This window comes from Delftia sp. WY8 (assembly GCF_018437695.1).
Taxonomy (GTDB): domain Bacteria; phylum Pseudomonadota; class Gammaproteobacteria; order Burkholderiales; family Burkholderiaceae_C; genus Comamonas; species Comamonas tsuruhatensis.
Map to the genome: position 1 here is coordinate 290,567 of NZ_CP049795.1, position 12,771 is coordinate 303,337.

8 protein-coding genes are annotated in these 12,771 nt (G+C 66.9%); 2 read left to right on the forward strand and 6 right to left on the reverse strand.

Features of this window, described 5'->3' with window-relative positions; genetic code table 11:
• Positions 1 to 2: 2 nt before the first annotated feature.
• The 4 genes from cls to dnaE form a co-directional block, all read right to left on the reverse strand.
• A complete protein-coding gene (gene cls, locus G4D77_RS01255) occupies positions 3 to 1,457 on the reverse strand; it encodes a cardiolipin synthase (RefSeq protein ID WP_126312737.1) in 1,455 nt (484 codons plus the stop codon).
• Between the two features lie 82 nt (positions 1,458 to 1,539).
• Positions 1,540 to 3,876, reverse strand: a complete 2,337-nt coding sequence (clpA, locus tag G4D77_RS01260) for an ATP-dependent Clp protease ATP-binding subunit ClpA (RefSeq protein ID WP_016446866.1) — start codon at positions 3,874 to 3,876, stop codon at positions 1,540 to 1,542.
• A 63-nt stretch (positions 3,877 to 3,939) separates the two neighbouring features.
• Positions 3,940 to 4,317: an ATP-dependent Clp protease adapter ClpS gene (clpS, locus tag G4D77_RS01265; protein WP_016454840.1), complete on the reverse strand. Its 378-nt coding sequence runs from the start codon at positions 4,315 to 4,317 to the stop codon at positions 3,940 to 3,942.
• Between the two features lie 133 nt (positions 4,318 to 4,450).
• A complete protein-coding gene (gene dnaE, locus G4D77_RS01270; RefSeq protein WP_017404787.1) occupies positions 4,451 to 7,984 on the reverse strand; it encodes a DNA polymerase III subunit alpha in 3,534 nt (1,177 codons plus the stop codon).
• Between the two features lie 212 nt (positions 7,985 to 8,196).
• Here dnaE and G4D77_RS01275 point away from each other — a divergent pair, with 212 nt between their 5' ends.
• On the forward strand, positions 8,197 to 8,988 hold the full coding sequence (locus tag G4D77_RS01275) for an outer membrane protein assembly factor BamD (protein WP_016454842.1): 792 nt from the start codon (positions 8,197 to 8,199) through the stop codon (positions 8,986 to 8,988).
• Here G4D77_RS01275 and yoaA read toward each other — a convergent pair.
• Positions 8,951 to 11,074: a DNA repair helicase YoaA gene (gene yoaA, locus G4D77_RS01280; protein WP_154834423.1), complete on the reverse strand. Its 2,124-nt coding sequence runs from the start codon at positions 11,072 to 11,074 to the stop codon at positions 8,951 to 8,953. The two genes, G4D77_RS01275 and yoaA, sit on opposite strands and share 38 nt — an antisense overlap.
• A gap of 136 nt (positions 11,075 to 11,210) precedes the next feature.
• Between yoaA and G4D77_RS01285 the strand changes: the two genes are divergently transcribed.
• On the forward strand, positions 11,211 to 11,984 hold the full coding sequence (locus G4D77_RS01285; protein ID WP_026062214.1) for a PP2C family protein-serine/threonine phosphatase: 774 nt from the start codon (positions 11,211 to 11,213) through the stop codon (positions 11,982 to 11,984).
• 78 nt (positions 11,985 to 12,062) lie between these two features.
• Here G4D77_RS01285 and G4D77_RS01290 read toward each other — a convergent pair whose 3' ends face one another.
• Positions 12,063 to 12,758, reverse strand: a complete 696-nt coding sequence (locus G4D77_RS01290) for a hypothetical protein (RefSeq protein WP_026062213.1) — start codon at positions 12,756 to 12,758, stop codon at positions 12,063 to 12,065.
• Positions 12,759 to 12,771: the final 13 nt, after the last annotated feature.

A 12,771-nucleotide genomic window follows, 5' to 3' on the forward strand; every position in this document is an offset into this window, starting at 1 on the left:
CATCACAGCAAGGGTGAGCAAAGGCGCGCGCCGGAGTCGAACAGGCGCAGTGCGAAGCCCAGGTCGCGCTTGAAATGCACGCGCTGCGCCTGCTCCAGGTCCAGCTCGAACTGGCGCGCCAGGTCGCCATTGAGCTGGGGCCCGTAGGCGATGGCGCAGACTTCGTAGTTCAGGAAGAAGCTGCGGTAGTCGAAGTTGGCCGTGCCGATGATGGAGATGCTGCCGTCCACCACCAGCGTCTTGGAGTGCAGCATGCGCGCCTTGTATTCGTAGACGCGCACGCCGCAGCGGATCAGTTCGTCGTAGTAGGAGCGCGCGGCCGCCGTGACCAGGGCCGAATCGGAGCGGCGCGGCACCAGCAGCTGCACATCCACGCCGCGCAGCGAGGCATTGGTGAGCGCGGCCAGCGCGGCCTCCGTGGGAACGAAGTACGGCGTGGTCAGCCAGACACGCTCCTCGGCCGCGTTGATGGCCGCAAGATGGGCGCGGTAGATGGCCTGCAGGCCGTTGTCGGGGCCGGAGGTGATGATCTGCACGGGCAGCGGGCCCTCGGGCGCGTCCGGCAGCAGCAGGTCGATGTCGGCGGGCTCGCTCTTGGGGTCCTTTTCGAGGGCGTAGGCCCAGTCCTCGAGGAACACGGTCTGCAGCCAGTTGACGATGGCGCCCTCCAGGCGCAGGTGCACGTCGTGGTAGGCATCGGGCATGACACGCGCGTTCTCTTCGTCGGTCACGTTGACGCCGCCCGTGAAGCCCACCTTGCCGTCGCACACCAGGATCTTGCGGTGGGTGCGGAAGTTGATGACCGGGCGCAGCCGCCGGCCGATCTTGGTGCCATGGAACAGCGCGACCTCGGCGCCCGCATCCTCCAGCGGCTGCAGAAAGCGCCGCCCCAGCTTTTTGGAGCCCAGGGCATCCACCAGCAGGCGCACCTGTATGCCTGCGCGGGCCCGCTGTATGAGCAGGTCGCGCAGGGCCGTGCCGGTCTGGTCGGGCTCGAAGATGTAGTACTCGAGGTGGATGTGGTGGCGCGCGGCATTCACCGCGTCGATGATGGCGTCGAAGGTGGCCGCGCCACCGACCAGCAGCCGCAGGTCGGTGGCCGTGCTCACCGGAAAGTCGCTGGTGGCGGCCACCAGTCGCGCGACCTGGTGCAGGCGCTCGGGACTGCCAGGCATGCGCTCGCGCAGCCGCTGCACGCCCGAGCGCACGCGCGATGTCTTGCGCGCGCGCAGCCGCTTGATGCGCTGGCGCTTGAGCCGCTGCGGGCCGAAGAAATAGTAGATGGCCAGCCCGCCCACGGGAATCGCCGCCATGGACAGCAGCCAGCTCAGCGTGGCCACGGGCGCGCTGCGCTGCAAAAGGATCCACACCGCGACGATCACCACATAGACCGACCAGGTCACCGACAGCAGCAGCAGCGCATTCTCATGGGTCAGGTACTGACGAAGCCACTCCACAAAGACTCCTTCGGGCGGATCAAAGAAAAAGCCGGCAGCCCGGGGGCTGTCGGCTTGCGCGATGGGCATCAGGCGATGCACATCAGTCGGCGGTGGCCTCTTTGGGCTCGGCCGGCTCGGAAGCCGGATCCTGCCTGGGCTGGGGCGTGATGTCGAGCCTGACCTCGCCCTTTTCGGCGTCGTCGGCATCGACCACCCAGTCCACTTCCAGGCGGCCACCGTCGACGAGCTGCCCGAACAGCAGCTCGTCGGCCAGCGAGCGCCGGATGGTGTCCTGGATCAGGCGCTGCATGGGACGGGCGCCCATGAGCGGATCGAAGCCCTTCCTGGCCAGGTGCTTGCGCAGCGCATCGGTGAAGGTGACCTCCACGCGCTTTTCGGCCAGTTGCTGCTCCAGCTGCAGCAGGAACTTGTCGACCACGCGCAGGATGACCTGCTCGTCCAGCGGCTTGAAGCTGACGATGGCGTCCAGACGGTTGCGGAACTCCGGCGTGAACAGGCGCTTGATGTCGCCCATTTCGTCGCCGGCCTGGCGCGGGTTGGTGAAGCCGATCGAGGCCTTGTTGATGGTCTCTGCACCCGCGTTCGTGGTCATGATGAGGATCACGTTGCGGAAATCGGCCTTGCGCCCGTTGTTGTCCGTCAGCGTGCCGTGGTCCATGACCTGCAGCAGCACGTTGAAGATGTCCGGATGCGCCTTCTCGATTTCGTCGAGCAGCAGCACCGAATGCGGCTTCTTGGTCACGGCCTCGGTCAGCAGGCCGCCCTGGTCAAAGCCCACATAGCCCGGAGGCGCGCCGATCAGGCGGCTGACGGCATGGCGCTCCATGTACTCCGACATGTCGAAGCGGATCAGGTCCACGCCCAAAATGTAGGCCAGCTGCTTGGCCGCTTCCGTCTTGCCCACGCCGGTGGGGCCCGAGAACAGGAAGGAGCCGATCGGCTTGTCCGGCTTGCCCAGGCCCGAGCGCGCCATCTTGACCGAGGAGGCCAGCGCTTCCAGCGCCTTGTCCTGGCCGAAGACCACGCTCTTGAGGTCGCGCTCCAGCGTCTGCAGCTTGCTGCGGTCGTCGTTGGACACGTTGGCAGGCGGAATGCGCGCGATCTTGGCCACGATGGCCTCGATCTCGGCCTTGTCGATGGTCTGCTTGCGCTGCTCCACCGGAATGATGCGCTGCGCGGCGCCGGCCTCGTCGATCACGTCGATGGCCTTGTCGGGCAGGTGGCGGTCATTGATGTACTTGGCCGACAGCTCGGCCGCAGCCTGCAGGGCGGCAGCGGCGTACTGCACGCTGTGGTGTTCCTCGAAGCGCGACTTCAGGCCCTTGAGGATGTCCACGGTCTCGGCCACCGTGGGCTCGACCACATCCACCTTCTGGAAGCGCCGCGACAGGGCCGCGTCCTTCTCGAAGATGCCGCGGTACTCGGTGAACGTGGTGGCGCCGATGCACTTGAGCTGGCCGCTGGACAGCGCCGGCTTGAGCAGGTTGGACGCGTCCAGCGTGCCGCCCGAAGCGGCGCCCGCGCCGATCAGCGTGTGGATCTCGTCGATGAACAGGATGGCGTTGGGCTTGTCCTTCAGCGACTTGAGCACGCCCTTGAGGCGCTGCTCGAAATCGCCACGGTACTTGGTGCCTGCCAGCAGCGCGCCCATGTCCAGCGAATAGACCACGGCCTCGGTCAGCACCTCGGGCACCTTGCCTTCGGTGATGCGCCAAGCCAGGCCCTCGGCGATCGCGGTCTTGCCCACGCCGGCCTCGCCGACCAGCAGCGGGTTGTTCTTGCGGCGGCGGCACAGGATCTGGATGGTGCGCTCGACCTCGTAGTCGCGCCCGATCAGCGGATCGATCTTGCCATCCTTGGCCGCCTGGTTGAGGTTCAGCGTGAACTGCTCCAGGGGCGAGGCCTTTTCGTTGCGTTCGCCACCGGCACCCTCTTCGGATTCCGCAGGGTTCTCCGCCTTCGCAGGCTCGGGCGGCTCGCCCTTCTTGATGCCGTGGGCGATGAAATTGACCACGTCCAGGCGCGTCACGCCCTGCTGGTGCAGGTAGTAGACGGCATGCGAGTCCTTTTCACCGAAGATGGCCACGAGCACGTTGGCGCCCGTGACTTCCTTCTTGCCGTTGCCGGTCGATTGCACATGCATGATGGCGCGCTGAATCACACGCTGGAAACCCAGCGTGGGCTGCGTGTCCACTTCGTCGGTGCCCGCGACCTGGGGCGTGTTGTCCTTGATGAAGTTGGACAGGGCCGAGCGCAGGTCATCGATGTTGGCTGAGCAGGCGCGCAGCACTTCCGCTGCACTGGGGTTGTCCAGCAGGGCCAGCAGCAGGTGTTCCACGGTGATGAACTCGTGGCGCTGCTGGCGTGCTTCGACAAAGGCCATGTGCAAGCTGACTTCCAGTTCCTGGGCGATCATTGATGACTCCTTTTCGCTTGCTGGGGATTATTGACTGCAACCATAAATCAGGGCGGCCCGGGTTTATTCAACAGGCTCGAACATGGCCTGCAACGGATGGCCCGCTTTCTGGGCGGCCTGCAGCACCTGCTCGACCTTGGTGGCCGCCACATCGCGCGAGTACACGCCGCAGACGCCGCGGCCGTCGAGATGGATCTTGAGCATGATCTGGGTGGCCGTTTCGCGGTCCTTGCCGAAGAGTTCCTGCAGGACGATGATGACGAATTCCATGGGCGTGAAGTCATCGTTGAGCATCACGACCTGGTACATCTGCGGCGGCTGCACGCGCTGGCGCCGCCGCTCGAGCACCACGGCGCCGTCGTCATCGGACACGGGCCGTACTGTGGGAATGGCAGGAGGGGTCGAAGGGGGTTGGGTTGCCATGAAAATCATTCTAGCCATCGGAGCCACTGTTTTCCGGAAGGGATATGCGAGGCGTGCCTGAAGAATTCAAGCGCGGCGCCTGCCCGGGCTGGCCAGCACGCACCAAAGCAGTGCCTGCTTGCCGCCACCGGGCGCTGCGCCACCTTGCGCGTCATTCGTAGACCACCTTGACCTGGGCGCTGCCCGCCTGGGCATACCAGGCGGCCAGGGCCGCGTCGCTGGGATAGAAGCGGCTGCCGTCGCCCAGGGCCAGCTCGCAGCTGGCCGAGCCGCGCTCGTCCTCGCAGACCAGTCCCAGGCGCACTTTCATGCCGCGCTGCAGCTCGCCATGCTCGCCCTGCTCCACCACGGCGGGAAACTGGCGCAGCAGGCCAACCACGTCGGGCATCTTCTCGCCCACGCTGACCTGCAGGTAGCGCGCGAAGCGGCAGCGCGCATCGGCCAGGTTGAACAGCTGCTGTGCCTTCATGCGCAGGCCACCGCTGAAGTGGTCCAGCTGCAGGCGCCCGGTGATGACGACGAATTCGTCGTCCTTGAGCAGATCGCGATAGGTATTGAGCGTGTTCTCGTCCACCGAGGCCTCGATCACGCCCGAGCCGTCATCGATCTTGAACAGGCCCAGCCGCCCGCGCTGGCCGTTGATGGCGCGGAAGTCGCTGATGATGCCGGCCAGGGTCTGGGGCTCGCGGCTGTCGCGCAGCTCGGCCAGCGGCGTGCGCACGAAGCGGCGCACCTCCTTTTCGACCTCGTCGAACAGATGGCCCGACAGGTAAAAGCCCACGGCGGTCTTTTCCTGGGTCAGCCTCTCCTTCACGCCCCAGGGCAAGGCATCGGCCAGGGGCGGCTCCTGGGTGCTGGAGCCCACGGCGTCCTCGCCCATCATGTCGAACAGCCCGCCCTGGTTGGCATTGGCCAGCGTCTTGTTGGCGAACTCGAAGGCATGGTCGATGGAGGCCACCAGGGCCGCGCGGTTCAGTTCGATGGCATCGAAGGCACCGCCCTTGATCAGGGCTTCCAGCGTGCGCTTGTTCAGGCGCGTGCGGTCCACGCGCACGCAGAAGTCGGCCAGGCTCTTGAACGGCCCCTTGTCGGCGCCGCGCGGGCCCACGCCACGGCCTTCACGGGCCGCGATGATGGCCTCGATGGCCTGCTGGCCCGTGCCCTTGATGGCACCCAGGCCATAGCGTATGACCTTGTCGGTGACGGGCTCGAAGCGGTACATGCCGCGGTTGACATCCGGCGGCTCGAAGCTGATGCCCATCTTGAGCGCGTCTTCGTACAGCACCTTGAGCTTGTCGGTGTTGTCCATTTCCACGGTCATGTTCCCGCAGTAGAACTCTGCCGTGTAGTGCACCTTCAGCCAGGCCGTGTGATAGGCCAGCAGCGAGTAGGCGGCGGCGTGCGACTTGTTGAAGCCGTAGCCCGCGAACTTCTCCATCAGGTCGAAGACCTCGTCGGCCTTTTCCTCGCTGATGCCCTGCTTGGCCGCGCCCTCGCGGAAGATCCCGCGGTGCATGACCATTTCCTCGACCTTCTTTTTGCCCATGGCACGGCGCAAGAGGTCGGCGCCGCCCAGCGAGTAGCCGCCCAGCACCTGGGCCGTCTGCATCACCTGCTCCTGGTAGACCATGATCCCGTAGGTTTCGGCCAGCACCTTTTCGACCAGCGGATGCGGATACTCCACCACTTCCTTGCCGTGCTTGCGCGCCACGAAGCTGGGAATCAGGTCCATGGGTCCCGGGCGGTACAGGGCGTTCAGTGCGATCAGGTCTTCCAGCCGGCTGGGCTTGGCGTCGCGCAGCATGCCCTGCATGCCGCGCGATTCAAACTGGAACACGGCCTCGGTCTTGCCCTCGGAAAACAGCTGGTAGGTGCGCGCATCGTCCAGCGGGATGTTCTCGAATGCGAAGTTCTCCTGGCCCTTGTGGCGCTTGATGATGAACTCGCGCGCAATCTCCAGGATGGTCAGCGTGGCCAGGCCCAGAAAGTCGAACTTCACCAGGCCCACGGCCTCCACATCGTCCTTGTCGTACATGGCCACGGCCGAGTCGCTGCCCGGCTGCTGGTACAGCGGGCAGAAATCGGCCAGCTTGCCCGGGGCAATCACCACGCCGCCCGCGTGCATGCCGATGTTGCGTGTCATGCCTTCGAGCTTCTGGGCCATTTCAATCAGTGTCTTGACGTCTTCTTCTTTGTCGATGCGCTCGGCCAGCATGGGCTCGGCCTCGATGGCGTAGGTGTACTTGTCGCCCTCCTTCTTGGGGTTGGGCGGGTACTTGAGCGTGACGTGCAGGCCAGGCTTGTTGGGAATGAGCTTGGAGATGCCATCGCAGAAGGTGTAGCTCATGTCCAGCACGCGGCCCACGTCGCGGATGGCCGCGCGCGCGGCCATGGTGCCGAAGGTGGCGATCTGGCTGACGGCGTCGCGGCCGTACAGCTGCTTCACATAGTCGATGACGCGGTCGCGGTTGGCCTGGCAGAAGTCCACGTCGAAGTCGGGCATGGACACACGCTCGGGATTGAGGAAACGCTCGAACAGCAGGTTGTATTCCAGCGGGTCCAGGTCCGTGATCTTGAGCACGTAGGCCACCAGCGAGCCGGCGCCCGATCCGCGGCCCGGACCCACGGGACAGCCGTTGAGCTTGGCCCACTTGATGAAGTCGCCCACGATGAGGAAGTAGCCCGGAAAGCCCATCTTGAGGATGGTGCCGATCTCGAACTCCAGTCGCTCGACATAGCGCTCGCGCTGGGCCTCGCGCTTGGCGGGGTCGGGATAGAGATGGACCAGGCGTTCCTCCAGTCCCGCAAAGGACTCCTGGCGGAAGAACTCGTCCATGGTCATGCCTTCGGGCACGGGGAAGTTGGGCAGCTGCGGCTTGCCCAGCACCAGCGTCAGGCTGCAGCGACGCGCGATTTCCACGGTGTTGGCGATGGCGCTGGGAATGTCGGCAAACAGCGCCTGCATCTGCGCGACGGTCTTGAAATGCTGGTCGCGCGTGAAGCGGCGCACACGCTTGGGGTTGGCCAGGATCTCGCCCTCGGCGATGCACACGCGCGCCTCGTGCGCTTCGTAGTCGTCGGGGCCGAAGAACTGTATGGGGTGCGTGGCGACCACGGGCAGGTTCAGGCGATCGGCCAGTTGCACGGCGGCCAGCACATGGGCTTCGTCGTCAGGCCGGCCTGCGCGCTGCAGCTCGATGAAGAAGCGGTGCGGGAACATGCTCGCCAGCCGCTGGGCGACGGCTGCTGCGCCGGCCTCGTCACCGCGCATCAGTGCCTGGCCCACCGGGCCGGCCTGGGCGCCGGCCAGCACGATCAGACCTTCGCCCAGCTCCTGCAGCCAGGCCCATGTGTGCACGGCCTGGCCCTTGACCACATTGCGGGTCCAGCCCCGGGCCAGCAGCTCGGACAGGTTGTGGTAGCCCAGCGGGCTTTGCACCAGCACGATGATGCGCGAGATCGCGGCGCCGTTTTCGCCCTCGATCTGGATTTCCGCGCCCAGCACGGGCTTGACGCCCTTGGCCCGGCCTTCGCGATAGAACTTGACGCCGCCAAACAGGTTGTTGAAGTCTGTGACGGCCAGTGCGACCTGCCCATCCTCGGCGGCGGCCTTGACGATGGCGTTGATGCGGTTGGTTCCGTCCACGACGGAAAATTCGGTGTGCAGGCGCAAATGGACAAACATATGGGCGCCATTGTAGAAAGCTCCGCAATGCCGGGACCCGTTCGCGGCCATGCCTTTGCCGCCGCCCCCGCCTGCGGGGCGGGCATCGCAGGCCGTTACAATGCCTCGGCCCGGTTGCGGGAAAATCAGGCTTCATGCGGCCCCTCAGCGCGGCCCGCGTCCCTGCCCGCCAACCCTCTCACCGCCCTTCGATTGCCCGAGAAACGTCCACCATGCAGCGTATTCCCCTGTCCATCGTTCCCGCCGTGCTGGTCGCAGGCGTCCTGACAGCCTGCTCCAGTACGCAACAAGACCCTACTGCCAAGTGGACCCCGGACCGCATCTATACCGAGGCGCGCGACGAAGCCGCGTCCGGTGCGTTCGACAAGGCCGTTCCGCTGTTCGAGAAGCTCGAAGGCCGTGCCGCCGGCACGCCCCTGGCCCAGCAGGCCCAGCTCGACAAGGCCTATGCCCAGTACAAGAGCGGCGACAAGGTCCAGGCCACGGCCACGCTGGACCGCTTCCTGAAGCTGCACCCGGCCAGCCCCGCCACCGACTACGCCCTGTACCTCAAGGGCCTGGTCAACTTCAATGACAACCTGGGCATGTTCTCCTGGCTGTCGCGCCAGGATCTGTCCGAGCGCGACCAGAAGGCCGCCAAGGACTCCTTCGAGTCATTCCGCGAGCTGGTGACGCGCTTCCCCGAGTCGCGCTACGCCGAAGACTCGCGGCTGCGCATGCAGTACATCGTCAACTCGCTGGCGCAGTACGAAGTCCACGTGGCCCGCTACTACTACGGACGCGGCGCCTACGTGGCCGCCATCGCACGTGCGCAGACCGCCGTCAAGGACTACCAGGGCGTGCCCGCCGTGCGCGAAGCCATGCAGATCCTGGTGAACTCATACGATGCACTGGGCATGACCCAGCTGCGTGACGATGCGCAGCGCGTGCTGACCGCCTCGTACGGCCAGGACTCCGACAAGGACGTCACGGCAAAGCAGAAGTCGTGGTGGAAACTGTGGTGACCTGCGGCGCAGGCTGCGCCAGCGCCTGCAGGGCCTGAACAAAGGCCGCCTCGTCCTCCAGGGTCCGCATGGGCGGCAGCGCAGCGCGCAGCCGCCGCCCATAACCCTTGGCGGTCAATCTGGGATCGCAGACCACAAGCACGCCGCGATCCGTCTCGCGCCGGATCAGGCGCCCGGCGCCCTGCTTGAGCGCCATCGCGGCCTCGGGCAGCATGTAGTCGGCAAAGGCCTGCCGGCCCACGGATTCCAGACTGCGCGACCGTGCCTCGACCAGCGGATCGTCGGGCGGCGGAAACGGCAGCTTGTCGATGACCACCAGCTGCAGCGCATCGCCAGGCAAATCCACCCCTTCCCAGAAAGTGGCCGATGCCACGAGAATGCAGCCGCGCCCCGCGCTGGCGCCCTTGCCTTCGCCTGCCGCAACAAAGCGCTCGATCAAGGTCAGCTTGGGCGCCTGCCCCTGGACCAGCACATCAAGTTCACCGAACAGCCCCAGCGACTGCTGCAGCGTGTCGCCTATGGCGTGCAGGGCACGCAGCGTGGTGGTCAGCACCAGAGTGCGGCCGCCCAGGCGCTGGGCCGCATCCAGCGCCAGGCGTGCCACCTCGGCGCTGTGGGCCGTGCTTCCTGCCTCGGCAAAAGGCCGCGGCACATAAAGCGCCGCCTGCCGCGCATAGTCGAAGGGGCTGTCCACGCGCAGCACCTGGGCCTCTCGCAGTCCGCAGGGCTCGGTGAACCAGCTCAGCCGCTCGTCGTCGCCCAGCGTGGCAGAGGTGAAGATCCAGGCGGTGCCCGCTGGCGGCTCGTACGGGGCGGTGGGTGCGTTTTCCTGCGGCTCGGCGTCTTGCCCGCTTCCTTCCTGATGCTCTTGCTCTTGCGTCGGACCCAGCAGCCGCGTGCGCATGATGTGTGCAATGGTCAGCGGAGACTCCAGCATGCGCATCTGCTGGCTGCCCAGCTCCAGCCAGCGCACCGTGTCTTGCACGGCCGCCGCCGCGAAGGTGGCCAGGCGCCGCAGCAGTTCGCTGCCGCGCTCGAGCAGCCTGCGCAGTTCGGGATCGCTGACCTGCAATTGCACCAGCGGCTCCACCAGCGCCCGCAGGCTGCGCCCCAGCGTGACCAGGGCCGTGCGCCAGCTCTGGGCGTCCAGTCCCTGCGGCGTCACGCCCTGCCAGTACAGACGTCCGCCCACAGGGGGCTTGCCTGCGGCCAGGCGCAGCTCGCGCAGTGCCTGCTCCACACGCGCCGAGAGCATCATCCAGTCGGCCATGCCGCGTGCCAGTTCCTGGCCGGCGCGCAGCACATCGCGGGCATAGCCCGTCAATTGCTGGCCCGACAGACTCAGGCCAGCGAACTGCACGCCGGTGTCGTTGAGCTGGTGGGCCTCGTCCACCACCACCACGCCCGCGCTGGGCAGCAGTTGGGCCACACCCGAATCGCGCACGTCGAGGTCGGCAAACATCAGATGGTGGTTGATGACCACCACGTCGGCGTCCAGCGCGGTGCGGCGGGCCACGTTGACATGGCAGTCCTGCCAATGCGGGCAGTCCGAGCCCAGGCAGTTGTCGCGAGTGGAAGTGACCAGGGGCAGCGCGGGCGAGCGCTCGTCCAGCGCGGGCAGCTCGCCCAGGTCACCTGTGCGCGTGGTGCGCGCCCAGCGCTCGACCAGGGCCACGCTGCGCAGCACCTGCGGGTCCTGCGGCGCCGTGCGGCCCTGGCGCACGCGCTCCAGCCGCTCCAGGCACAGGTAGGCGCTGCGACCCTTGAGGCGCGCCATGCGCAGCGGCATGCCCAGGGCGGCCACCAGACGCGGCAGATCCCGTGCGAACAATTGGTCCTGCAGCGCACGCGTGGCCGTGGACACCAGCACGCGCTGGCCGCTGAGCAGGGCCGGCACCAGATAGGCATAGGTCTTGCCCACGCCCGTGCCGGCCTCCACGACCAGGGTCTGGCGCTCTTCGATGGCCTGGGCCACGGCCAGGGCCATGCGGGTCTGGCCTTCACGCGGCAGGAACTGCGCCTCGGCGCGCGACAGCAGGCCTTGCGGGGCGAAGGCCGCCTGCACGGCGGCGGTCAGGGAATGCACAGGACAGGTCCGGTTGTTGAAAAAGACAGCGCCACGGGAGCCGGGCGAACCGGCACCGGGGGCAGCGCTCCGATAATATGCGCCATGCCACTGGTGTGCCCATCCGCCGCCCCAAGAGCCCACCAAACCAGAGACCATGCAGCCAGCGTACCGACTCCAAGCCGCCACAGGCATCCATCGCGGTGACAGGCAATACCAGCAAGACCAGGTGATGCTCATGGCCCACCCGTATGTCCACGGCTGCCTGCTGGGCGTTCTGGCCGACGGCATGGGCGGGCGCAGCGGCGGGCGCAAGGCCTCCGACCAGGTCATGCTTACGGCGCGCCAGCTGTTCGAGCGCTTCGAGCCGGGCAAGGAGGACTGCACAGCGCTGCTGGAGAGCATCGTGCGCGAGTCGCACACGGTGATCCGTCTGACCGCCATTTCGGCCGAGCAGGAGCCGCACAGCACCATCGCCGCCTTCGTCCTGCTGCCCCAGGGCCGCTGCCACTGGGTGCATTCGGGCGATTCGCGCATCTACCACTACCAGGACGCGACCATGGTCCACCGCACCAAGGACCATTCCTATGTGCAGTCGCTGGTGGACCGGGGAGAGCTCACCGAATTCGAGGCCCACGTGCACCCCAAGTCCAACATCCTGCTGGGCTGCCTGGGCACCGAGGCCGAACCGCCCATGAGCCACCATGTGATCGAGCGCGTGTATCCGGGCACCACCCTCATGGCCTGCAGCGATGGCGTCTGGCACTACTACACGGCCGAGGAACTGGGCACCGTGCTCAACGCGCTCACTCCGCGCGAGGCCACGGAGTTCCTCATCGACAAGGCCCGCGTGCGCGCCCAGGGCGGGGGCGACAACCTGTCCTTGGTGGTGCTCAAGCTCGAGGCGCTGGAGTCGGCCCAGACGGCTTGAACCGGGGTTGGAGCATCCAGGCCCTCACGCCAGCCCCCACCCGGTTGGCCTGTTGGCGCGTGGCAGAGAAAAAAAGGATCAGGGAGCAGGCGGCACCGGCAGCGGCGCAGCCTGGGGACCGCGCTCGCGGGCCGCTTCGGCGGCACGGGCCTTGCGCTCGGCCGCTTCCTTCTGCTTGGCTTCGAACTGCGCACGCGATGCCGCGCGCCGCTCCTGCTCCTGGGCGGACTGGCGCTGCTCCATCTGGGCCTGCCGTTCGCGCTGGTGGCTGGCCTGCTGGGCGGCGCGCTGCTGCGCCTCCTGGGCGCGCTGCGCGCGCAGGGCCTGGGTATCGCGCTGCACGGCCGGCGGCCGTTCCTTGGCCTCCATGGTGGAGGCTGCCTTCTGCGCCTTCTTGGCCTCGATGTCTTCCAGGCGCTGGACGGCGCGCTCCTTGCGCTCCTCGTCGTTGATCTGAAGCTCGCGTTCGCGCAGCGGACGATCCTGCTCACGGGCCTCTTCGCGCGCCTGCTTGAGGCAGTCTTCCACGGCAAAGCGCTGGTAGCACTCGGACTCCAGGGCCGTGCGCCGGCGCTCGATGACGGCGCGCTGGGCTGCGATGTCGGCACGCGCGGCCTTGCGTTCGGCCTGGGCCTGCCTGGCCGCCTGGCCAGGCTCCCGCGCGGCATCGGCCGCCACGGCCGGGCCCGCCAAGGCCAGGCAGGCCAGCGCGGCGCCCAAAGGAACGGGCAGTTTCTTCACAAGGACAAAAGCAGAGGTGGGCAGTTTCAGCATGTACAGGTCCGGC